Below are 22,587 nucleotides of genomic sequence, written 5' to 3' on the forward strand. Positions count from 1 at the left end.
CTCCGCGCACTTGCCTGAGCCCTGGATAGGGCCTCAATCGGGCCTTTTATTCTAGGAACCACTCATGGCCGAACCAGCAAGCACGACTGCCGGCGTCCTGCTGGTGAAGTACGGCGTGATCATTGGCGGCTTCGCGGGGGCGATCCTCTCGCTGACCTTCCTACGCGGTCTCACTCGGGGCCAGGCGGTCGCAGCCTTCTTCACCGGTTTCACCTCGGCAGTTTTCTGCACCCCGTTGGCAATCAGCTTCTTCAAGCTTGAAGCCGGCGGAGAAACCCAATACGGCGTGGCCTTTCTGATAGGCCTTCTGGCAATGAACATCATCCCGGTGCTGAAGTCGCTCGTGGGTCAGTTCGGAGCCAAGGGAGCTACCTGATGAGCTCGACCCTGATTTCAGTTCTGATCGGCGCGAATGCTTTCCTGAGCGTGCTGGTGGTGATCGCTGCGTGCGACTACCTGCGACGTATCCGCCCAATGGATCACCCGCTGCTGGCCGTCGCGTTCTACCTGGTGGCCATTGGGGCGTTCGGCGCCTTCGTCCTGGCCATGAACGGCCATGTGCCCACCCTGTACGGCGTGATCCTCAAGCTGGGGATCGTCCTGTATGCCGTCGCCCGGCGTGGTCATGTGTTCCAGCTGAGGTAGGGCGCCACAAATTCGATATGCGCCGAATTGTGGCGCGACAATCTGAGGATCACCCATAGACAACCAGCACAAGAAGATCACCGGCTACCGCGATCTCACTCAGAGCGAGATCGACGGCATGAACTCGATCAAGGCACTGGAGGCTGATGCCGGCGAGCTGTTCAAGCAGATCGGTCAGATCGAAGGAGTCGACCCGCGGCTGCTGGCCTTGGCCAAGATCAACCTGCAGCAGGACTTCATGTGGTTTGTTCGCTCGATCACCAAACCGACGGATCCATTCAACGGCTAATGTTTTAGGTGGTGGGCCTTTGGCTTTCGTCATTCAATGATGTACTATTGCTATCATAGAAATCATAGGAGTGAGCGAGCCTGGCAGAGCACGACCTGCACCGCGGCACCTGTTACAACGGTGATCGGGAACTACGCCCCAGTAACCATTAACCAGACCAACGTCAGCAAATGTGAAAACCAGGTAGGGGATTCGATTTCCCCTAGCGAAAACAAAGGATACACATCACCTACTAAAGCCCCAGGAGGGAAGAAGATGAAAAAACGCACCCAAGGTATCAAATCTAAGTTTAGAAATGTAACCGCAGGCGTTGTGATGCTGGGATCGCTACTGGATGGTTATGGCGTACATTCCGCTCAGTCCTATGATTTCTGATTCACCCCCTCTATTTTCTCGCTGACCGCCAGCGAGATTTTCCAAGGCATAGCAACGGAGTATGACCAGGCGCAGGGCATACCCTCCAGCGGCGATGCTGGAGCTATTCGAACCATCCCATGTTGGCACTCGATTGGCCTCGGCCCAGGCCCCGGAAATCTGTGAATGGCTACAAGCCGAGATCCGCGCCGAAACCGGCAGAATCCATAACCCAGATCACGCTCACCTGATGGGCGCCACCATCGGAGTGCTCTGGGCTTCGACTGGGTTCGCCAAGTAGCGCCGGTTTGCTCTCGGCCTGCATAACGGCTCCTGGAGGGCCGCACGGTGTAGTACTGATAAGTGTTCCTTTGGGGCGGATATTGTCGTAGACAGGCGGTCTCTTGTTCGGAAAAAATGATCTTTTCCCGCAAGCAGGATAAGAAAGTGTCCGCTCAGAACCTCCAGCTCCTCAATGACACGTACTACAAAAGCTCATTCGGTTTCGATCAATTCGTGTTGGGCGCCACGCTCGCCGGATGCGCGTATCTCGCTCAAACAATTGCCTACGACCAGCTTGGGTGGAATCCAGCGACCGTCCAGCTTGTGCCTTTACTCTTGATGGCGCTGGCTGCGTACTGTGGGTTTAAGAGAGTCGAGGCCTCCATTCACACCGTTAAATTGAACGCTGCGTACCTGCAGTTGTGCTCTCAATACCCAGGCAATGCGTTCCCTGAACAGAAAGCATATGCAGAGAGAGCTAGCGATAGGTCTGGGGGTTACTACAGCCTTAGGAACCTACTGCTCATGCTGAGCCTCATGGGTTTCGTAGCTGCAAAAATTTTGGTCAAGTACGACATTTTCTAAGCGAGATCTCTATGACAGCGAAGCAACCCGATTGGGAAGCGATCGAACGAGCCTTCCGGGCAGAGTGCGGTCAAGCGCACCCTGCCGGCAATCCTCTCTAGAGCTTCCAGATTTCGAACAGAGCTAAGGACCCCAACCCGAGTATCACCAGGGTGGTGGTGGACCGGATCCGTTTAGTCGCCAAGTAAGTCGTGACTAGTCCGAGTGCGGTAATTGCTAGGGTGCTCATTGTGGATCTCCGTTTTGGTTTGAGCTCCAAGTGTTCCTGATTTTTTTTTGAACAAGCCTCGGTTTCTGACGGATTTTCGTAAATTTCGAATTGTTTGCTTATCTCGACGGTGATTTATGGGGCGGCCAAATCCACCGAAAGACCTGCTTGAGTCGGTCTGGCTTACTCTGCGCCCGGCGCCTGAAGTCTGGGAGTGGATACAGAGGGAAATCCTCGCCGGCACCGGAAGCATCCATAATCCCGAGCACGCCCACCTGGTGGACGCCAACATCGGCGTGCTGTGGGCATCGAGTGGATTCAGTAAGAAGGGTCGGGTGGTTTTCGGCCAGGCGGAGCAGTTGATGTTCCGAGCTGGCGGATGGCAGAAGGCCCGACAAGAGCAGCAAATGCGGCAGTGGTTCGGCGAAGAGCCTTCCTACCTCATCACTCTGGCTGGCGACTACTGCGCCCAGTGTACTGACGCGGAGTTTTGCGCCCTGGTTGAGCACGAGCTTTACCACATCGCCCAGGCGACCGATGAGTACGGCGCACCCAAGTTCACCCAGGAAGGGCTGCCCAAGCTCTACCTGCGTGGCCATGACGTGGAAGAGTTCGTCGGAGTGGTGAGGCGCTACGGTGCCAGCGAAGAAGTACAGCAGCTCATCGACGCTGCAGGCCGGCCGCCTGAGGTGGCCAAGATCAACATTTCGAGGGCCTGCGGAACCTGTCTGCTCAAGTCTGCCTGACCTTTGACAGACCTAAGACGGAATTGAACCTATGGCGGCCCTGAGCAACGAGGTGAAAGCCTTTATCGTTCAGGCCCTGGCCTGTTTCGATACCCCCGCACAGGTGGCGACCTCTGTCCGAGAAGAATTTGGCATCGAGGTGAGCCGCCAGCAGTGCGAATCGCATGACCCGACCAAGAGCGCAGGCCGAGATCTGGCCAAGCGCTGGCGGACCCTGTTCGAAGACACGCGCAAGCGATTCCGTGAAGAGACATCCGAGATACCTATCGCCAACCGGGCATTCCGGCTTCGTGCGCTGGGAAGGATGGCTGAGAAGGCCGAGGCCATGAAGAACATGGCCCTGACTGCGCAGTTGCTCGAGCAGGCGGCCAAAGAGGTCGGCGATGTATACGTGAACCGCCAGACCAAGAACGAGAATCCCCACGACAACGTGCCGCCTACCCGGGTGCAGGTCGACGTGGTGGATGCGAGGAAGCCTGATGCCGTCACTTAACGTGCCTCAAGCCAGCTTCCTGCGCATGGAGAACAAGTTTCGAGGTTTCGTTGCTGGGTTTGGCAGCGGGAAGACCTGGGTAGGCTGCGCGGCGCTTTGCAAGCACGTCTGGGAATGGCCACGGATCGACTCCGGCTACTTCGCTCCGACTTACCCGCAGATCCGCGACATCTTCTTCCCGACCATCGAGGAGGTCGCCTTCGACTGGGGCCTGAAGGTCAAGACGAAGGAGAGCGACAAGGAGGTCGAGTTCTACAGCGGCGGCCAGTACCGCAGCACGACCATCTGCCGCTCGATGGAGAAGCCGCAGACTATCGTCGGTTTCAAGATCGGGCACGCCTTGGTCGACGAGCTCGATGTTCTGCCAGCGCTCAAGGCCGAACACGCCTGGCGCAAGATCATTGCCCGGATGCGCTACAACGTTCCCGGGCTGAAGAACGGCGTGGATGTGACCACGACCCCTGAGGGTTTCAAGTTCGTCTATCAGCAGTTCGTGAAGCAGCTGCGCGAGAAGCCTGCACTGCAGGGCATGTATGGCCTGGTGCAGGCCAGCACGTTCGACAACGAGCTGAACCTACCGCCTGACTACATCACGTCGCTGATGGAGTCATACCCGGCCCAGCTGATCCTGGCCTACCTGAACGGTCAGTTCGTCAACCTCAACGCCGGGTCGATCTACCACGCCTACGACCGGAAGCTGAATTCCTGCTTTGATACCGTAGAGCCTGGAGAGCCCTTGTTCATCGGCATGGACTTCAACGTCGGCAAGATGGCTGCTATCACGCACGTCAAGCGCGCAGACGGCAAGCCTAGGGCGGTGGATGAACTGATCGACGGCTTCGATACCCCGGACATGATCCGGCGCATCAAGGAGCGGTACTGGCGGCACAACGGCAGGGACTACGAGAAGACCTGCGAGATCAGGATCTATCCAGACGCCTCGGGCGGGTCGCGCAAGTCGGTGAATGCCAGCGAGACGGACATCGCCATCCTGCGCCAGGCCGGCTTCAGTGTGATTGCACCTGATGCCAACCCCCCGGTAAAGGACCGGATCAACGCCATGAACGCCATGTTCTGCAACGCGAATGGCGAGCGCCGCTACCTGATTAACCCGCTGCGCTGCCCGACCTACGCGGATGGCTTGGAGCAGCAGGTGTGGGCGCCCAATGGCGAGCCCGACAAAAAATCTGGCGTCGACCACGCGAACGACGCCGGCGGCTACTTCATCCACCACGACTACCCGATCAGCAGGCCGGTCACTCACGTACCAATCTCGTTCACTTTCTGAGGCCATCCATGCCTAACTTCCTCCCTCGGGCAGAGTACTCGGAGGCCTTGCCCGGCTGGCAGCTGGTCAAGCGCTGCGTGGCGGGCGCCCGCGAGGTGCGCAAGCACGATATCTACCTACCGATGCCGGACCCGGAGAACAAGTCTCCCGAGAACCAGGCGCGATACAAGCAGTACAAGAAGCGGGCGATGTTCCTGAACGTCACCGGGCGCACGCGTACCGGCCTGCTGGGTGCGGTGTTTCGCAAGACTGCAGAGCTGGAGTTGCCCGCCGGGGTCGAATACCTCAAAGAGAACGCTAGCGGCGACGGCACGAGCCTGGAGCAGCTGTCCAAGGATGCCGTGGGCGAGTGCCTTGACGCAGGCCGGGGTGGGTTCCTCGTGGACTTCCCTGCGGTTGAGGGCGTGTCCTCCATGGCCGACATGCAGGGGCGCAGCGCGCTAATCCATCACTATGGCGCCGAGTCGATCATCGACTGGGATGAACAAGTGGTCGATGGGGTGAAGCGCCTAGTCTATGTCTGCCTGCTGGAATGCGTGTCCACGTTCAGTCCGGACAGCCTGGAGCGCACAACGAGCACCCAATACCGCGTATTGCTGCTGGTTGATGGACGCTATGTGCAGCGTGTTTACGCCGAGGACGGCAACACCTATAGCGAAGTCGCGCCGCTCGACAAGAATGGACGCCCCTTCGACCACATCCTGTTCAGCTTCTACGGCTCGCAGAACAACGACGCCAGCGTCGACAAGTCGCCCCTCGAAGACCTGGCCGACGTGAATATCCTGCACTACGGCAATAGCGCCACGGTGGAGGAGAGCGGTTTCATCAGCAGCCAGCCGACGCTGTTCATCACCACGGATATCAGCGCCGACGAGTTCGCCAAGGTGAACCCGAACGGCATGCACATCGGATCGACCCGGGGCTACAACCTCGGCAAGTCCGGTGACGCAAAGCTTGTCCAGGCAACGGAGAGCCAACTGGCTCGTACGCTGATGAAGGACAAGGAAGAGCAGATGCTGATGATCGGCGCCCGCATCGTCCAGAAGGCGGGTGGCGCGGAGACGGCCGAGGCAGTTCGGATCCGCTACAGCTCGGACAACAGCGTACTGGGCACCATCGCAGGCAACGTATCCGAGGCCCTGAAACGGGCTATCCTCGACGCCGAGCGATTCATGATGAGCGAGCCGGACGAGGCCGGGACTGTGTTCTGGCTAAACCAATCGTTCTTCGATGAGACGATGACCGCCCAGGACATCCTGGCCCAAGTCCAGCTGTGGCAGCAGGGCCTGATCGCTAAGTCCGACGTGCGCACCAACCTCCGCCAGGGTGGTGTGCTTGAGGCTGACCGTACCGACGAGCTGATCGAAGATGAACTGGCCGAGCAGGCGCCGGTGACCGGCAATGACACCGGAGATGGCAGCGATGAGCAGTGACGGCTACCTGTCCGATGCAGCGACTCGTCACCAGCTGCACGTGCAGCGCTACGCCGGGGGAAGCCTCAAGCGGCTGGCCAAGTTCATCACCAAGGCCATCAGCACCGCCAAATCTCGCGTATCAGAAGGTTTGAGCCGTTACGGCACCCAACGTTACGAGAAGCAGATCCAAGAGCTACAGGGCGAGCTGGCGGGCGTTTACGGCGAGATGAAGCAGCAGGCGGTGCTCGACCTGACCGAATTCGGTGGCTATGAGGCTGAGTTCAACATGACTCTGCTGGGCAATGTCGTGAAGACGGTCGTCCAACTGAACCGGCTGAGCATCAAGCAGGTCGCCGCAGCAGCGCTTGCTGACCCTCTCGACCTGGAGGTCGGTAAGGGCCGACAGCGCATCAGCATCAACGGCGCGCTCGACCAGTACGGCACCAAGAAGAGCGCTGAGATCATCAGCGAGATCCGCATGGGCTCAGCGCTGGGTGAGACGTCCGGCCAGATCAGTCGTCGGCTGACGTCACTGGGCGTCCAGCAGCGCGATCAGGCGCAGGCCTTGGTCAACACCATGACCAACCACATCGCCACCACGGCGCGCGTGGAGGTGCTCAAGGGCAACGACGACATCCTCAAGGGGATGCGCCGGATCGCCACCCTGGACAGCCGCACCACGCTGTTCTGCATGAGCATCGACCAGACGATCATCCCGCTGGATGGGCCGAAGCCGCCGTATCACTGGCGGTGCCGGACCACGGTCATCCCGGCGCTGAGAGACGAGTTCGCCAGGGAGATCCCTGGCTCAACCAGGCCTTCGGTCGGCCCTGATGGTGCCGAGCAGGTTAACAGCAAGATCAGTTACGCCGAATGGCTTGCACGGCAGCCCGCAGCGTTCCAGAAGGACGTGCTCGGGCCTGCGCGCTACGAACTGTTCAGCAAGGGCGAGTTGTCCATCGACCGGTTCGTCGACGACGACGGCAAGACCCTGACCCTAAAACAGCTGCGCGAGCGTGAGCCCATGGCATTGACGAAATCAGAAAAGTGAGAGCCTGGCTTGCAAAGAGTTGGTTTTTGTTGAATTGCCTACTTCCGCTTGAAACCATAGAGCCCTCATTCAAGAGGGCGGCACGATGACGTTCAGGACTTTTCCATTACAAACCAACGCTCAACGAAGCTACATTCTGCTGACCGATGTGTTCGACTGGTTAGAACCTGAGATCATTGGTGGCAAGAACCGGAAGTTTCCTGCCAAACAGCTGGCAACGGTCTTCTATGGCAGCCAAGATCCAATTCAGGATGAGGTTGCGGGGGACAAGAAGATATTCCGGAAACGCAGCACCTTTGTGGTGACCAAGTTTTTGAACGATCACGCTTTGGTGGCTGGGTCGATTATCAAAATGGAGCGACTTGCTCCGTACACCTACCGGTTCACGGCAGGCTGAAAAAACCAATTACTAAACCCGCTTCGGCGGGTTTTTTTATGCCCGCAGGCAGGGCCTGCACAAGTCTCTGGGAGACAGCAATGACCTTGAAATTCCAACTGGACAGCCTCGAAGGCGTCGACGAATCCATTCAGGCCCTGTACGTCGAGAAGGACGGCAAGTTCGTCCTCGGCATCGACGGTCTCCCGCAGCAGGAAGACGTCACTGGCCTGAAGGCCAAGGTGGAGGAGCTCCTGGGCGAGAAGAAGGCTGCCGAGAAAGCCCGCCGTGAGGCCGAAGAAAAGGCGCGCGCCGAGGCCGAGGAGGCCGCCCGCAAGTCTGGCAACGTCGAGGAACTCGAAAAGTCCTGGTCCGAGAAGTACAACCGCCGCGAAGCTGAGCTGAGTTCGGCGCTGGAAAACGAGCGTAACACCCTGCAAGGCCAGATCCGGGATCTGACCGTAGGGCGCACCGCGACCGAGATCGCGACCACCCTGGCTGTACCAGGCAGCGCCAAGGCATTGCTTCCCCACATCGAACGCCGGCTGAGCGTCGAGCAGCGTGATGGCAAACCCACCGTCGTCGTGCTGGACGCCGCCGGCAAGCTCTCGGCGGCAACGCTGGATGAGCTGAAAGCAGAATTCACCAACGATCCGGCCTTCGGTCCGTTGATTGTTGGCAGTAAAGCATCTGGCGGCGGGGCCGGCGGTGCAAAAGGTGGCGGCGGGGCCGCGCTGAAACGTTCCGAAATGTCCTCTACCCAGAAGCGCGAGTTCATCGAAGCGCACGGGCAGAGCGCCTACCTCAAATTGCCCAAATAGGGAGTAACACATGGCGACCACCGTCAACTCGGACATGATCGTTTACAACGATCTTGCCCAAACCGCCTACCTGGAGCGCATCCAGGACGTGATCGATATCTTCAACGTCTCCTCGAATGGCGCAATCGTGCTGAACAACGAGCTTATCGAAGGTGATCTGCGCAAGCGGGCCTTCTACAAGATCGGCGGCGCGATCGGTCACCGCGACGTGAACTCCAGTGCTACCGTGACCGGCTCCAAGATCGGTGCTGGCGAGATGGTCGGCGTGAAGGTTCCGTTCAAGTACGGCCCTTACGAGACCACCGAAGAGGCCTTCAAGCGCCGCGCTCGCTCACCTGAAGAGTTCTCTGAGCTGGTTGGCCAAGACTACGCCGACGCAGTTCTGGAAGGCTACATCCAGTACGCCATGGCTGCCCTCAAGGCCTCGATCGGCGCAAACGCCAACATGGTCGCCACCGGCAGCTTTGCCACTGACGGCAAGAAGGTGCTGACCAAGGGTATGCGCAAGTTCGGTGACCGCTTCGGACGCATCGCACTGTGGACCATGGATTCGGCTACCTACTTCGACATGGTGGATCAGGCGATCAGCGAGAAGATCTACGAAGAAGCGGGCGTGGTGATCTACGGCGGCCAGCCGGGCACCATGGGCAAGCCAGTACTGGTTACCGACACCCATCCCGCCGAAACCATCTTCGGTCTGCAGTCCGGCGCGATTCGCGTCACCGAATCTCAGGCCCCGGGCTTCCGCTCGTATCCGATCAACACCCAGGAAAACTTGGCGATGGGGTTCCGTGCCGAGGGCACCTTCAACCTGGATCTGCTGGGTTACAGCTGGGCCGACGCAACCGGCGGCATCAACCCGAACCTGGCGGCTGTGGGCGCTGGTGCCAACTGGGCCAAGTACGCAACCAGCGATAAGGCCACTGCTGGAGTGCTGATCGACCTGGGCACTCCGTAATCAAGCATCGGGCGACTCGTAATGGGTCGCCTTGGAGATCATCATGGAACTGATCTACACCGCGCAGGCCTCCGGGTTCGAGCCGGGTAAGCGCTATCGCAATCCTCAGCACTTCGACCGGCCCGAGCCTGGCGTGAAGGCGGTCGTGATCGTAGGTGACTGGCCAAAGGTGGCCGACGCCTACGAAGATGCTGGTGCTGAAGTGACTTTTTTTGAGGCGCCGAAGCGCGTGCCCCTCGTCGAAGCCCCGGATCAAGCTGAGCTTGATCGCCTAACTGCAGAGCTTGCCTCTGTCGGGGGGATCGTCGAATCCTTCGCTGCTCAGAGCCTGGAGCGCCCAGAGGGTGAGCTTGGCGAAACAGCCGGGCGCCTGTTCCAGGTGCTGGAAGCGGTCAATGCCGGCATCGCCAGCTTGCAGCGCGAGCGCGACGGCGAAGTCCAGAAGGTAGTCGACCTTGAGCAAGAGAAGGCCGACCTGCTGAAGCAGATCGAGGCTCTCAAAGCTACTGCCGCCGACCCAGAGGTCGAGGCATTGAAGGCTGTTCTGGACAAGTCTGGAGTGACCTACCGCGCCAACGCCTCGAAAGAGTCTCTGCAGAAGCAGGTCGACGAACTCGCCAAGTAACACAGGGGCATCGGCCCCACTCATTACAGCGGAGGCCTGATGGCTACCTACATCACCGTGGCCGACGTGGATGGCATCCTCGGGGCTGGCTGGGCAGCTGGCGACCTCAAGCAAGAGGCGGTGTTCGAGGCGAATGCCTACCTGACCGCGCTCAACCTGGTCGGCATCGACATGGACGACATTCCTAACGACGTGAAAGAGGCTGGCGCCCGGCTGGCCAAATGCGCGTCTCAAGGGAAGCTGTACCAGCAGCAGACCGAAGGATCGCTTGAGGCGAAGACCGTCAAGGCTGGGTCGGTATCGACCAGCAAGACCTTCGGCTCGATCGACAAGACCCGCACTATCGCCCAGCCAGCCTGTGTGCAGCTGGCACTTGCCCTGCTGACGCCATGGCGCAGCAACCCATTCGCCTTTGCTGTGAAAAGGGGGTAGCCATGGGTCTACGTGACGAAATCCAGGCAGACCTGGCAGAGGCCTTCGACGAAGACCTGCCCGACGCGGTATCGACGTTCACTGGCACCTACATGGGGCCTGGCGTCTGGGATCCGGTCGGCGAGACCACCACGGCCCAGCCCGTGACCTATACGGGGCGCGGAGTGCTCGACAGCTACGACAGCCGGCGCATCGACGGGCTGAACATCCTAGTGGGCGATGTGCTGCTGATCTGCCTGGCCAGCGAGGTCACCGACAAGCCGGCTGTTGGCCACGAAATCACCGCCAACGACCTGATCACGGGCGAGCCTGTGAAATACCGCATCGTCAGCCCAGGCATTGACCCGGCCAAGGCCCACTACGAGATCCAGCTGAGGAAGTGACCATGGCCAGGGGAAGAGGTTGGAGCACGCCACCAAGCGCATTTGCTGGAGTGGTGGAAGATGCGCTCACTCAGCGCTCCAGGGCGATAGCCATGGCAATGCTTGGCGAGATAGTGTTGCGCTCTCCGGTCGGTAACCCTGATCTATGGAAAAGTCCCCCGCCCCCTGGTTACTCCGGCGGGAGATTCAGGGGAAGCCACATTGTCAGCATTGGCAGTCCCGTTTACACGCAGACGAACAAAATTGACAAGGTCGGAGCAGAAACAATCGCAGAAGGGCAGCGGCAGCTTTCAGGCCTAGAGCCCTTCACGGTCATTTACATCCAGACAAACTTGCCTTATGCCGAAAAGCTTGAGGATGGTCATTCGACCCAGGCGCCTGGCGGTATCTATGCAGTGTCCTTCAACGGCGTATCGCAGGCCTACTCATGACCTTTGAACAGATCCGCGCCATTGTCATCGGCCGCATGCAGCAGTGGGCCGGAATCCCCGCAGACGCCGTCGATTACCCGAATCCGCCAAAGCCATTCAATCCGGCCGGGCGCGCCATCTGGGCTCGGCTGGCCGATGTTCCCGGCTTGAGCAGCACGCCAGAAGTTGGTATCGGCCCATGCGTGCGCCAGACCGGCATCGTAATGATTCAGCTATTCGTGCCGAGCTACAGCGGCACCCTGGCCATTACCCGGGCAGTCGACACGCTGGTCACCCAGTTCCAGTACTACAGCGCGCCCGAAGGCCCGTTCGACTTCTTCGAGGCATCCCCGCAGGTCGTCGGCGACGAAGGTAGCGGGTGGTACCAAGTCAACGTACGGGTTCCGTACCGGGCCTACTGAGCCCGCCAATTTCTGCCGCAAGGCAACCAAACACGCAGCCTAGGCCCGTACAGCCGAACGGTGGATGTTCGTTCATCCGTCCGCCCTGGCTGCGTTTCTATTCGCCTGATGAACGAGGTGTCACAGATGATCGAGAGCAACGTCATTCCGTTTCACTACCAAGGCCAGGCTGTTCGCTTCAATAGCGATGGCTGGATCAATGCCACTGATGTAGCCAAGCGATTCGGTAAACGCCCGGTCGATTGGCTGAAGCAGGACGAAACCAAGCAGTACATGGGTGTTTTAGCCGAAGCGCTTAATTGTGATCCTGAGTCACTTTTAGAAACTCGCCGCGGGCGCTACCAGAGCGGCACCTGGCTGCATCCGAAGCTGGGGGTGGCCTTTGCTCGATGGCTGGATCTGAAGTTCGCCGTCTGGGCCGACCTACACATTGATGCCCTGCTGCGCGGCGAGTTGAACGAGAAGCAGCAATTTGACCGCGCCTGCCGTGCTCTGGACGACGCGAAGGCCGTTGCAAGCCTGAGCGGTCGTGAGCTGGCCCGCTGGCGCAACAAGAAGCCTGGCCTGGAACACCAGGTCGAATACTGGCGCGACCAGTTGCAAATGACACTCGGGCTCGACGCGGCCTGATCAGAATCCGCCCAATGCACCGCCACATGGCGGTTTTTTTACGCCTACTCATAGGAGAAACACCCCATGTCGAGCGGTGCAAAAGTACAGCTTGCCTCCATCAAAGAGGTGACGCCAGGCGTAACGCCGGCCGGTGACTGGAAGGTGCTGACCCGCATCAGCAATGGCCTGATGCCGACCTTCAACTCGGAAGAGAACAACGAAATCGGCTTCACCCGCATGTCTCAGGGTACTGCCCAAACCACCGTGGACGTGGGCGGCGATATCGAAACCAAATGGCGCTTTGGCGCACTGGACGATTTCATGGCCTCCTGCTTCGGCAAGGACTGGGCCGGCAACGTCCTGACCATGGGCGACGACCGCATCACCTTCTCGATCGCATCCTACGCGACCGATATCGGTGTCTCGGCCATTGCTCGTGGCGTGCAAGTCGCAAACATGAACTTCGATTTCCCAGGCGACAACGAAGTCACGGTCACCATGACCATGGCGGCGCGCTCCTGGGATGACAAGGGCGACAACACGTCGTTCATCGTCAACGCCCAGCCCGAGTCCAGCCAGCGGCGGTTCAGCTTCAAAGACATCAGCGGCCTGCGTATCAACGGGGTCCAGGTTGGCGAGGGCAACGCCTGCGTCGACAGCTTCAACCTGCAGTTCGACAACAACGTGCAGACCCAGCGTTGCATCGGCAACGGCAACCCGTATCCGGGCAACATCATTGCCACCACCTTCACCCCGTCCGGCGCGATCACCATCAGCTGGTCGAAGATGGCCTACGAGCTGTGGAAGGCCCAGAAGGGCAACGACGCGATCAGCCTGGAATTCACCATCGGCAACGCTGACGGTGGATACAAGTTCCTGATCCCTGAGATGGAAGTGACCGCCGACTGGCCGGATGGCGGCTCGACCGACATCATCCAGGTGGAGCTGAACTACACCGCCCGCCGTGTCGCTCCGACCATCACCCGCCTGCCGGCACCGATCGTTGTGGCTGCCGTGGACGTCACCCCGGCCACTCTGAGCCTGGCAGTAGGTGATACCGGCGACCTCGAAGTCGTGGTCACCCCGGCGGGTGCCAGCCAGCAAGTCACCTGGACCAGTTCCGCCCCGACCATCGCCAGCGTGAGCGAGACCGGCCTGGTCACCGCCCTGGCAGTCGGCACCGCCACTATCACGGCCACCAGCGTCGCAGACGGCACCAAGACCGATACCTGCGCTGTCACCGTCACCGCTTAACCCTTTGCCCGGCGCGCCCTGCGGTGTGCGTCGGGCCTTTTACCGCAGAGGAATACCATGGGCATCACCATTGCAAGAAAGCCTGAGCTGGATATCAACGGCGAGCGCTGGGTGCACTTCAAGGTAGGCCCGGGTGGCCTGGCTGTGAAATGCGAGAAGGGGCCGGACACGGCTGCGATTCTGGTCGCATCCATTGCCAACCCGATCTACAAGTCGCACCAAGCCGTGATCCGCCGACACCTTGCCGCGCTGAATCAGCAGGCTGGCGTGGGCACTGCAGGCTTCACCATCGACTCCATCCCCGATGTTGAGCTCGAAACCGACGACGATCTGTTCATCGACCTGGCCACCAAGCACCTGATCAAGGACTGGCAGGGTATTGATGTCGAAGAGCGTCCAGGCGAGCCAGCCAAGTACACCCCGCAGCTGTGCAAGTCGCTGATCGAGCAGATGCCAAGCGTCTATTTCCTGGCCCTTCGCACCGGCCTCGACATCGCCAAGCGCATTGAGGAACAGGCCCAGGCCACTGCGGAAAAGCAGTAGCGGCATATCGCTGGGGTAGGGACTGGGCCGGGCCTGACAACGAAAAGAAGCGTTGGAAGCATGAGCGCCTTGGCCTCAAGGCCCAGGAGCCGCCGGAGATCGATGACGTGGTTGCCGAGATCCTTGAGGCCTACGGCCACATCGGCAGGTCCCGGCAGTACGTCGGCATGATGGGTGCTCCGGCTCCGATCGCACCGGCCGCGATCGCCGAGTATCTCGACCGCTACCCCTCGGTGATATGCCGCGAAGAGTTCGATGCCGCCATCTTCGCCCTGGACGAAGAGTTTCGCCGGCGGTGGGATGAGCAGAATCAAAAAGAGGGTGAAAAAGTCAGGTCCAAGAAGTAGCCGCTGCTCAGGCCATCCGTTGGTCCGTGCACCCATGAAGTGCTAGCATCCAGCCATACGTTCATACAGGGATGAGTTTATGTTTGCAGTGAGATTCGTGGTTTTGGCATTTCTGGCTGCTTACAGCTTAGGCATGGGGACCATACCAGCTAATGAGCTGAATGCTTTTGGCAAGCTGGTCGTGTTTTCTGGGCTGATCAGCGTGCCGCTGCTTTACATGCTTCCTACGATCGAAGCTAAGTTGCGCGGGCATACCAATATCGCCTCAATCGCGCTCGTTAACCTGTTCCTCGGCTGGTCGCTGATTGGCTGGGTAGTCGCACTGGTATGGGCCTTCAAAAAGCCAGAAACGGCACCTGCAGTGGCCGCTCAGGACAAAGAGGCGCCGGTAGTGGAACAGGCTGCCGCAGCCACAAAAACCTGCCCATTCTGCGCTGAAGATATCAAGGTGGAAGCCATCAAGTGCAAGCACTGTGGCAGCTCGCTAGTGGTGAGCTAACACCAAACACATACAAGACCCGCTTCGGCGGGTTTTTTTATGCCCGGAGAAAGGTATGACCCAGGAATCCCGCCTGGCGGTAACGATCGACTCGCGGGGCGCGAAGCGCAATGCGGACGACCTGACAACATCCCTTGAGCGCATGGAGAGGGCCGGCGATGCAGCGGCCTCATCTGCCGATGGTGTGAGCAGTAGCCTTGATGATCAGCGCAAAGAGCTCGCCCAGTTGCTGGGTCAGATCAACCCCACGGTTGCCGCCTTGGGCCGTCTTGATGACATGCAGGAAAAGCTGGCCAAGCTGAAGAAGGCTGGCGTCGTCGAGAGCGACACATTCGTCGAGTACACCCAGCGCATCAACACGATGCGAGAAGCTCTCGGCGAAACCACCACGACCATGAACAAGGCTGGAATGTCGGCCAAGGCTTACCAGGCAGCATTGCGTGGAGTGCCTGCTCAATTTACCGATATCGCGGTTAGCCTTCAGGGCGGGCAAGCGCCGCTCACGGTGTTCCTGCAGCAGGGCGGTCAGCTCAAGGATATGTTCGGCGGCGCTCTACCTGCGGCCAAGGCCCTTGGTGGTTACGTCCTTGGCCTGGTGAATCCGTTCACAGTGGCGGCCGCAGCAGCTGGCACACTGGCTCTGGCGTACTACAAGGGATCCGAAGAGTCGGATCGACTGACTGATGCGATTATCAGGAATGGGAACGCAGCAGGTACGAGCTACAGCGAACTTGCCAACCTTGCCGAGCAGGTGGCTAACACTGGCACGACTGTTGGCGCAGCGTCTAAGGTTCTCGAGCAGCTTGCCGGGGCCGGCAACGCTCTCACCCCCATGTATGCGCAGATCACAAAAGCGTCACTGGCCTGGTCCAAGCAGACGGGGGAAGACGTTACCAAGGTAGTTCAGTCCTTCAACGAGATCGCTAAAGGTCCAGTTGAGGCAGTGAAGAAGCTCGACGCAGAGCTCAACTTCCTCACTGCCAGCCAGTACGCGAACATCATCTCTCTGGAAAAGCAGGGGAAAACCATCGATGCCGCAAGGGCGGCGACGGATCTGTATGCAACAGCATTGAGCTCCAGATCGGCAGAGATGGAAAGCAATCTCGGCTCCCTGGAGTCCGCCTGGCAATCCCTTGGCAGCTTCGCCAAGAAAGCCTGGGATGCGATGCTTGATGTTGGGAGAAAGACCACTCCTGAACAGGAACTGGCCGATGTCTATAACCAGATCGCCGAGGCACGCAAGTCCATAAGCAAGTACGGGTCTGCCGCGAGCAGCCTTATGGGCGTAAACCCCGACAGCCTCAAGGCGCTGGAAAAGCGAGCCACTGAACTGCAGGGCCGTATTGCCGACGAAGCCTGGAAGGCGTGGGAAGGCAATACCAACAGATTTGTTCAAGACGCCGGCAAGAAAGGCGTGGATCTGATCAACTCGACGTTCACTGCCGCGCAGACCCAGACCCAGAAGCTGCAGAAGCAGCTGGAGGACCTCGACAAGGCCCGCGCCGATGCGATGGCGGCCGGCGGCTTCAATTCCGAACAAGAGACAAAGTACGCCACTGCCCGCAAGAACATCGAGCAGGAAATCGCGGACATCAAAGCCCGCGAGGCAAAGAAAAACGCTCCGAAGAACGTCAACCGTGGCGTGGCCGAGGCCGAAAACACCTTCGCCCGCCTGTACGGCCAGTACGACCCAGCAGCCCAGGCCGCACGGGCGCTGACCAAGGAGCAGGGTCAGCTGGACCTAGCGCTGACCAAGGGCAAGATCACGCAGGAGGAGTACAGCAAGGCGTTGGCCCAGGCTTCCATCAACTATGCGGCAGCGCTCAAGGGTGCTCAGGGCCTGACCGCGGTGGAGCAGTACCGCGCCCAGTTGCAAAAGCAGCTGGCAAATGAGCGCGACCAGTACGCGCTTGACGCTGCCAGCATCGGAATGGGTGACCTGCAGGCGTCTCGCATGCAGCAGCGGCTTAACCTGGAGATGCAGACCAACGACCGCCTACTCCAACTGCAGACCGAACTGGCCAACGCCACAGACGAGAAGCAGCGCCAGGCCCTGCAGGGGCAGATCGACGCCATCAACGAGTTCCTGCCCCAGCAGCTTGCAGCGATGCAGGCCGGCTGGGCGCAGATGGATCAGGCCATGCTCAACCCGATCAACGGGTGGACGGCAGCGGTGCAGAACTTCGGCAACCAGGCGCGCGACATCGCCGGGCAGACGGAGTACATCTTCTCCAGCGCGTTCAACAACATCTCCACCGACATCACCGACGCGATCATGGATGGGCAGTTGTCGTTCAGCAACCTGGGTGACATCGCCGGTAACGTGGTGCGCGACATCCTCGCGGGCTTCGTGAAGATGGGCGTGCAGATGGCTCTGAATGCGGCGCTGAATGCCACGCTTGGCACTGCTGCTGCGAGCCAGAGCATGATCCTGGCGGGCACCACGGCCACGGCCTGGGCACCGGCGGCGGCGATGGCTTCCCTTGCAACGCTGGGCGCTAACTCCGTGCCCGCGGCGGCGGCGCTGACTTCGACCACGGCTCTGGCATCCAGCTTGGCCGTGATTCCTGGCTTCGCCACCGGCGGCTACGTGTCCGGCGCCGGTACCGGCACCTCCGACAGCATCATGGCCCGGCTGAGCGACGGCGAGTTCGTGGTAAACGCCGCGGCTACCAAGCGCAACCGGGCTCTGCTGGAGGCGATCAACTCGAATGAGCGGGTATCGGTGGCTGGTGGTGGCGGTTCGGTTGTCTCGACTCAATCGTCCGGCAGCACCCAGGCGCCCGTGGTCGCCCAGCCAAACGTCACCGTAAACCTGATCGAAGATCGCTCCCGAGCCGGCACAGTCGACCAGCGCACCGGTGACAACGGCCAGCTTGAGATCGACGCCTTCGTCGCTGACATCTGGGGAGACGGCGAGCGAGCTCAGGCGCTTCAGGCGGCCTTTGGTCTTCAGCGCGTTCCAACGTAAGGAAATTACATGACCACCGAAACGGAAGAGGCCGATACCGGGCCGGGCTCAACTGTGCCCGAGCCTGTCGCGCCGCCTGACGAGAAAGAGCTTCTGCTGCAACGGCGGCTTGCCCGCATCGAGGAAGCGCTGGGCCTCAGCCCTCTCACCTAAAACGAACCTCAGCTGAGGAATGGCAATGATTCAATACCCGGCAGAATTGCCACTTCCTCTGCAGGAGGGGTATGGCCTGAGCACGGTCGATCCGATGCGGGCTACGCCGATGGTCACCGGCCGGTCGCGGTATCGACGGGTAACCAGCAATCCTCCGACCTCTGCTCAGTTCACATTCAACTTCAGCCAGGAAGAGGCTGCGCTGTTCGAGGGTTGGCATACCTGGGCTCTGAACCTTGGCGTCGAGTGGTTCGAGATGCCACTTCAGACCCCGCTGGGTATGCAGGTGCACCTGGTGCACTTCAAAGGTATGTATACCGGCGGTGAACTGGCTCAGATCAAGCGCTGGCGGTTCTCTGCTCGCTTGGAGTTCAAGAAACGGCCGGTCTACACCGAGGACCAGTACCTCGGCGCCTACCTGGGCATGCCGCTTGACCAGTTCAACGCCGGCCTGCAATCCATCCTTGAGAAATGGCATACGGATTACTTCGGATGAGCCTGATAGAAGAGTGCTACGCCTCGGGGCGCGGGGAGCTGGTGGATACGATCGAGGCGCGGAAGGAGGGCGGCACGGTCTCGCACTGCTACTGCGCTGGCTGGGAAGATCGAGTATGCACCACTGAGGACGGTCGCACGTTGACCTTCATCGCTATGGCGATGGACCTAGGCCTACCGAAGAGCGACAACAGTGCGTTCCAGAACATTGTGCTCGGGATGGATAACGTCACTGGAGAGGTGCAGGAGGTCGTTGAGGAAGCCAAGGCGGCCGACGAGCGCTTCATCATCACCATCCGGCGCTATCTCGCCGAAGATCTTTCGTTTCCGCAAGAGCGATATCGGATGACCCTGCTCAGCCGGGAGTATGAAGACGGCATCGCCAAGCTGACTTGCGGCTTTATGGATCTGCTCAATACCAACGGCATGCGTGAGTTCCTCACCGCGACAAAAGCCCCTGGCCTGAAGTACCTCTAACCATGATCGAGAAATTCATGCGCGCCCCGTACCGCGAGGGTGCACGGGGGCCTATTGCCTTTGATTGCTGGGGGATGTGCCGGGCGATCCGTCACGACCTGTTCGGTCTGCCATGGCTCCCGTCCTTGGGGGCGGTTGGCAAAGACAAGATCCGCGAAAACACCAAGGCCTACCGCAGCCTGCGCAAGGCGATGGAGGAGTGCGCTCCGGAGCCTGGGGCAATTGCAGCAGTGCTGCGCGGAACAGCGCTTTTGCATGTCGGCACGGTGCTCCTCAGCGAGGGCCGGCTGAAGGTGCTGGACACAAACCCCGGCGGCGCATGCCTCCGGACAACTGGCGAGTTTGAAGCCGCTCACCCCAAGGTGGTCTATTACCGTGATCGAGTTCTATCCGAACAAGCTGAGTGACACGGCGCCGCTCGGCACCTGGAAGACCGACCGCCGCATGTCGATCGAGGAGTGGTTGAAGTCCCTGGCTCCGTCGTACGAGCGCCGGGAAAGCCCGCCGATCAGCGTTGTGCTCAATGATGAGGTTATCGAGCAGCACCTGTGGCACAAGGTGAAGTTCAAGCCTGCCGACCTGCTGCAGATATACCGCGAGCCGAAGGGCACCGACCCGTTTTCCATCACCTTCGCGCTGTTCAAAGGCGCCAAGGCGGTGCTGAAGTCGATCATGCCCAAGATGCCCGGCATGCCATCCAGCACCGGCACCCAGCAGGGTGACCCCCTGACAGAGGCCAGCGCCAAGGGCAACAAGGTCAAGCTGGGAGAGCCAGTGCGCCAGATCGCCGGGCACCAGCGGGTCTATCCGTCGTACCTGACCCAGCCCCGCCGGGCGCATGTTGCCCCGCGTGACCAGCGCGTGGAAATGTTGCTGTACATCGGCGAAGGCGAGTACGAGATACCGCTGGCCAAGGTCAAGGTAGGCGAAACCCCGCTGATCTCTCTGGGATCCGATGCAACGTTCACGATTTACCCGCCAGGCGCCGATCTGTCGGGCGACCCGGCCCATATCAACTGGTTCAACGTTCCTGAGGTAGGGGCAAGCTCCAGCGGCTCGGCCGGCCTGGAACTGACCATGGCCACCGACCTCACCAGGTCGGCCACGGCTTCGGCGTACCAGTTCGTCGGCGATACGATCAGCGTGCCGGCCGGCTCAGGCCTGTTCCCGGCCGACTGGTCGAACGGCATCATCGTTCGTGTGCTTGCGCCGTATACCTACACGGTGATTGACGGTGGAGCCGGGCGCGACATCATCCGTGGCCCGCTGGAAATGCTGAACCCAACGGCGGGCATGCTCATCGAGGTGGCTGGGGCGAATGCGGGCCTGTATGTGGTGCACAGCTACACACCATACAGCCCAGCAGTGCCGGCCAACCCTGGAACCGCTTCTACGCTCACTGGCTCAGCCGCACCGAGCCGGTATGACTTCGACGTCACGTCACTGAGCTTTAGCCTGGTACGGGGCGCGTCAACCTACCCAGTGACGCTGAACACCGCCACAACCGATCTCGCGGGCCTGGTATCTGCACTGAATACCCAGCTCAGCGGGACGCCATTCCAGGCGCAGCAGAGCAGCGGTATGGTGCGGTTCGTTGAGCTAACGCCGTTCGCCGGCCAGGCCATCACGGCCACCGGCGCATCGATCATCCTGGGCTCGTCGCCCGTCGGCGTGACCGGCACGGCAACTACCAGTGCAATACCCGAGCAGCCAGCGGAAATGACGCTGGACTATGATGGTGGATCGCCCGTGGTGGGCCTTGCGCTGGGACAGGGCCTGGCCACCATCGGCCCGCGCGGTCTGCGGTACCGGATCACGGCCTTCAGCACGAGCTTGATCGAGGTCGAGCGCCTGACCTCGTCCGGGTCGACCGACGCGGGCTGGCCCGGCTTCAACGCCATGCAGACCGTGAACGGCCTCATCACGCTGGACGCTTCGAACCTGCAGGGCGGCTACCGTGGGCCATTCGCCTGCTGCCCGGAAAACGAGAAGGTCACCCAGCTGGAGTGGACTGTCACCTACGCCAATGGCCTTGCCGGTATCGGCCGGGAAGGGCAGATTTACGAGATCCCGACCTACTACGTGCTCGAGTACCGCGACATGGACGTGGCCGGTGCCTGGACGCAGCTCCAGTACATGAACGTGGGCGGCTCTCTCGATGCTCAAGGCTTCACCGAGCGTGTATCGCTGCCGTATGCAATGCGGGCCGAGGCCCGTATCCGCAAGCAGTATGTGGACCGGCCTGGCCGTATCAATGATGAAGCGCGGGATGACGCCACTTGGACGGATCTGCGTGGGCGCATGCAGAACTCACCGACCAGCTACCCCGGCATGACGGTGATGACCTGCAACATCCGTGGCGGTGACCGGCTTTCTGCGCAGTCCGAGAGCCAGGTCAGCGCCGAGGCAACCCGCATACTTCCTCTGATGGAGGGTGGTACCGGGCCAAGCCGCGACATCGTGCCCTGGTGCATCTACCAGCTGAAGCAGCGCGGGTACACGGACGATGACCTGGATCTGCCCGAGTGGCAGGCCTTCCACAACACCTGCGTAGCCCGCGGCGACACCTACGACGAGACGCTGGATTCGACTATCACCGTCAAGGACATGATCAACAACGCACTGGCGTGCGGTTTTGGTGAGCTGGTGACCTTCCGTGGCCTGCTGCGCCCGGTTCGGGATAGCGCGAGGGCCGCATTCGACGTGACCTACGGCCCGAAAACGCAGACCTACTCGCCACAGAACATGACCAAGATGCTCAAGATCAGCGGCGCCATGCCGTCGATCAACGACTTCGACGGCGTGGATGTGGAGTACTTCTCGCGCACCACCTGGGCGTGGGAAATGGTCGAGTGCCGGTGGCCAGGCGACCTTGGCACCAAGGTCGAAAAGATCAAGATGCCGGGTGTCAGCGATAAGACCAGAGCCTGGCGTATCGGCATGCGCCGGCGTGGCCACCAGAAGTTCCGGAACGACATCTACACCTGGGAAACCGAGATGGACGGCAGCAACAGCGGCTACCTGAGCTTCGCGGCTGTTGCTGATGACGCGCCCAAGCGGTGCCAGAGCGCAATCCTGCTGGCCTTCGAGGTAACCGGATCGGGAACGCTCCTGACCTCATCGGAACCACTGGACTTCAGCGCCGGCGGCGAGCATCGGATCGGCGTGCGCAAGCTGGACGGCACGCTGTCCGGGCCGTGGACTGCCACTCAGGTGGATCAGTACACGGTCCGCGTCGATGCCCTCGACTTCACCCCAGAGGTGGATGGCCCGCTTGAGCCGCCGCACATCCTGTTTGGGTCGGCCTCGCGCTGGGCCTACCCGGTGCTGATCACCAGTTCCGACCCGGCCAACGGCAACACGGCGATGAAGGGCATGCCCTACGACGCCCGGGTTTACACCTACGACGACCAGTTACCGCCGGCATGACGCCGCAGCAGTTACCAAGCCCGC

28 protein-coding genes are annotated in these 22,587 nt (G+C 60.4%); all 28 read left to right on the plus strand.

The genetic code is table 11. The annotated features are described in order from the left end of the window. The first annotated feature begins 64 nt into the window (after positions 1-64). The 28 genes from ACK59Z_RS02365 (at position 65) to ACK59Z_RS02500 (ending at position 22,563) form a co-directional block, all read left to right on the plus strand. Positions 65-376 carry a hypothetical protein gene (locus ACK59Z_RS02365; protein ID WP_064314657.1) on the plus strand — a complete coding sequence of 104 codons (312 nt, stop codon included), beginning with the start codon at positions 65-67 and terminating at the stop codon, positions 374-376. Then, complete coding sequence (locus tag ACK59Z_RS02370) at positions 376-645, plus strand: hypothetical protein (RefSeq protein WP_409292269.1); 270 nt, start codon at positions 376-378, stop codon at positions 643-645. Before ACK59Z_RS02365 ends, ACK59Z_RS02370 begins: the two co-directional genes overlap by 1 nt. 55 nt (positions 646-700) lie before the next feature. After that, entirely contained in the window at positions 701-934 is a 234-nt protein-coding gene (locus ACK59Z_RS02375; protein WP_409292377.1) for a hypothetical protein, read from the plus strand. A gap of 801 nt (positions 935-1,735) precedes the next feature. Next, the gene (locus ACK59Z_RS02380; protein WP_409292271.1) at positions 1,736-2,155 is read left to right on the plus strand and encodes a hypothetical protein; all 420 of its coding nucleotides are present in this window, start codon (positions 1,736-1,738) and stop codon (positions 2,153-2,155) included. A gap of 345 nt (positions 2,156-2,500) precedes the next feature. After that, positions 2,501-3,109, plus strand: coding sequence for a putative metallopeptidase (locus ACK59Z_RS02385; protein WP_409292273.1), 609 nt, complete (start codon positions 2,501-2,503; stop codon positions 3,107-3,109). A 31-nt stretch (positions 3,110-3,140) separates the two neighbouring features. Further along, positions 3,141-3,602, plus strand: coding sequence for a DUF2280 domain-containing protein (locus ACK59Z_RS02390; RefSeq protein ID WP_012053000.1), 462 nt, complete (start codon positions 3,141-3,143; stop codon positions 3,600-3,602). Then, positions 3,589-4,890 carry a terminase large subunit domain-containing protein gene (locus tag ACK59Z_RS02395; RefSeq protein WP_409292275.1) on the plus strand — a complete coding sequence of 434 codons (1,302 nt, stop codon included), beginning with the start codon at positions 3,589-3,591 and terminating at the stop codon, positions 4,888-4,890. Before ACK59Z_RS02390 ends, ACK59Z_RS02395 begins: the two co-directional genes overlap by 14 nt. A gap of 8 nt (positions 4,891-4,898) precedes the next feature. Beyond that, positions 4,899-6,323, plus strand: a complete 1,425-nt coding sequence (locus ACK59Z_RS02400) for a DUF4055 domain-containing protein (RefSeq protein ID WP_409292277.1) — start codon at positions 4,899-4,901, stop codon at positions 6,321-6,323. Beyond that, the gene (locus tag ACK59Z_RS02405; RefSeq protein ID WP_409292279.1) at positions 6,313-7,356 is read left to right on the plus strand and encodes a phage head morphogenesis protein; all 1,044 of its coding nucleotides are present in this window, start codon (positions 6,313-6,315) and stop codon (positions 7,354-7,356) included. The genes ACK59Z_RS02400 and ACK59Z_RS02405 overlap by 11 nt, the downstream gene beginning before the upstream one ends. 85 nt (positions 7,357-7,441) lie before the next feature. Further along, positions 7,442-7,753 carry a hypothetical protein gene (locus tag ACK59Z_RS02410; RefSeq protein WP_367237195.1) on the plus strand — a complete coding sequence of 104 codons (312 nt, stop codon included), beginning with the start codon at positions 7,442-7,444 and terminating at the stop codon, positions 7,751-7,753. A gap of 80 nt (positions 7,754-7,833) precedes the next feature. Further along, positions 7,834-8,553, plus strand: coding sequence for a hypothetical protein (locus tag ACK59Z_RS02415; RefSeq protein WP_409292281.1), 720 nt, complete (start codon positions 7,834-7,836; stop codon positions 8,551-8,553). A gap of 10 nt (positions 8,554-8,563) precedes the next feature. Further along, positions 8,564-9,511: a major capsid protein gene (locus ACK59Z_RS02420; RefSeq protein WP_409292283.1), complete on the plus strand. Its 948-nt coding sequence runs from the start codon at positions 8,564-8,566 to the stop codon at positions 9,509-9,511. A gap of 43 nt (positions 9,512-9,554) precedes the next feature. After that, positions 9,555-10,136: a hypothetical protein gene (locus ACK59Z_RS02425; RefSeq protein WP_409292285.1), complete on the plus strand. Its 582-nt coding sequence runs from the start codon at positions 9,555-9,557 to the stop codon at positions 10,134-10,136. Between the two features lie 39 nt (positions 10,137-10,175). After that, entirely contained in the window at positions 10,176-10,568 is a 393-nt protein-coding gene (locus ACK59Z_RS02430) for a protein singed (RefSeq protein ID WP_409292287.1), read from the plus strand. 2 nt (positions 10,569-10,570) lie between these two features. After that, on the plus strand, positions 10,571-10,951 hold the full coding sequence (locus tag ACK59Z_RS02435) for a glutamate 5-kinase (RefSeq protein ID WP_409292289.1): 381 nt from the start codon (positions 10,571-10,573) through the stop codon (positions 10,949-10,951). A gap of 2 nt (positions 10,952-10,953) precedes the next feature. Next, positions 10,954-11,382 (plus strand): HK97 gp10 family phage protein, encoded by a 429-nt coding sequence (locus ACK59Z_RS02440; RefSeq protein WP_144180488.1) that lies wholly within the window; start codon positions 10,954-10,956, stop codon positions 11,380-11,382. Beyond that, positions 11,379-11,783 carry a phage tail terminator-like protein gene (locus tag ACK59Z_RS02445; protein ID WP_409292291.1) on the plus strand — a complete coding sequence of 135 codons (405 nt, stop codon included), beginning with the start codon at positions 11,379-11,381 and terminating at the stop codon, positions 11,781-11,783. The genes ACK59Z_RS02440 and ACK59Z_RS02445 overlap by 4 nt, the downstream gene beginning before the upstream one ends. A gap of 126 nt (positions 11,784-11,909) precedes the next feature. Next, the gene (locus ACK59Z_RS02450) at positions 11,910-12,413 is read left to right on the plus strand and encodes a KilA-N domain-containing protein (RefSeq protein ID WP_232555087.1); all 504 of its coding nucleotides are present in this window, start codon (positions 11,910-11,912) and stop codon (positions 12,411-12,413) included. A 66-nt stretch (positions 12,414-12,479) separates the two neighbouring features. Further along, positions 12,480-13,649, plus strand: coding sequence for a phage tail tube protein (locus tag ACK59Z_RS02455; protein WP_409292294.1), 1,170 nt, complete (start codon positions 12,480-12,482; stop codon positions 13,647-13,649). A gap of 57 nt (positions 13,650-13,706) precedes the next feature. Beyond that, positions 13,707-14,192, plus strand: a complete 486-nt coding sequence (locus ACK59Z_RS02460) for a hypothetical protein (RefSeq protein ID WP_409292296.1) — start codon at positions 13,707-13,709, stop codon at positions 14,190-14,192. Positions 14,193-14,299: 107 nt separating this feature from the next. Further along, complete coding sequence (locus ACK59Z_RS02465; protein WP_409292298.1) at positions 14,300-14,539, plus strand: hypothetical protein; 240 nt, start codon at positions 14,300-14,302, stop codon at positions 14,537-14,539. Positions 14,540-14,618: 79 nt separating this feature from the next. Further along, on the plus strand, positions 14,619-15,038 hold the full coding sequence (locus tag ACK59Z_RS02470) for a superinfection immunity protein (RefSeq protein ID WP_218186981.1): 420 nt from the start codon (positions 14,619-14,621) through the stop codon (positions 15,036-15,038). A gap of 55 nt (positions 15,039-15,093) precedes the next feature. After that, positions 15,094-18,009 carry a phage tail tape measure protein gene (locus ACK59Z_RS02475; protein WP_409292300.1) on the plus strand — a complete coding sequence of 972 codons (2,916 nt, stop codon included), beginning with the start codon at positions 15,094-15,096 and terminating at the stop codon, positions 18,007-18,009. 9 nt (positions 18,010-18,018) lie between these two features. Beyond that, positions 18,019-18,162 (plus strand): hypothetical protein, encoded by a 144-nt coding sequence (locus ACK59Z_RS02480; protein ID WP_178095712.1) that lies wholly within the window; start codon positions 18,019-18,021, stop codon positions 18,160-18,162. Positions 18,163-18,187: 25 nt separating this feature from the next. Then, on the plus strand, positions 18,188-18,658 hold the full coding sequence (locus tag ACK59Z_RS02485) for a transposase (RefSeq protein WP_279839527.1): 471 nt from the start codon (positions 18,188-18,190) through the stop codon (positions 18,656-18,658). Beyond that, the gene (locus tag ACK59Z_RS02490; protein ID WP_409292303.1) at positions 18,655-19,134 is read left to right on the plus strand and encodes a DUF1833 family protein; all 480 of its coding nucleotides are present in this window, start codon (positions 18,655-18,657) and stop codon (positions 19,132-19,134) included. Before ACK59Z_RS02485 ends, ACK59Z_RS02490 begins: the two co-directional genes overlap by 4 nt. 2 nt (positions 19,135-19,136) lie before the next feature. After that, positions 19,137-19,541 (plus strand): hypothetical protein, encoded by a 405-nt coding sequence (locus ACK59Z_RS02495; RefSeq protein ID WP_409292305.1) that lies wholly within the window; start codon positions 19,137-19,139, stop codon positions 19,539-19,541. Beyond that, entirely contained in the window at positions 19,510-22,563 is a 3,054-nt protein-coding gene (locus tag ACK59Z_RS02500; RefSeq protein WP_409292307.1) for a host specificity factor TipJ family phage tail protein, read from the plus strand. The genes ACK59Z_RS02495 and ACK59Z_RS02500 overlap by 32 nt, the downstream gene beginning before the upstream one ends. The last annotated feature ends 24 nt before the right edge of the window (positions 22,564-22,587 follow it).

Origin of the sequence: Pseudomonas sp. KCJK9058, assembly GCF_046230975.1 — a bacterium.
Classification (GTDB): domain Bacteria; phylum Pseudomonadota; class Gammaproteobacteria; order Pseudomonadales; family Pseudomonadaceae; genus Aquipseudomonas; species Aquipseudomonas alloputida.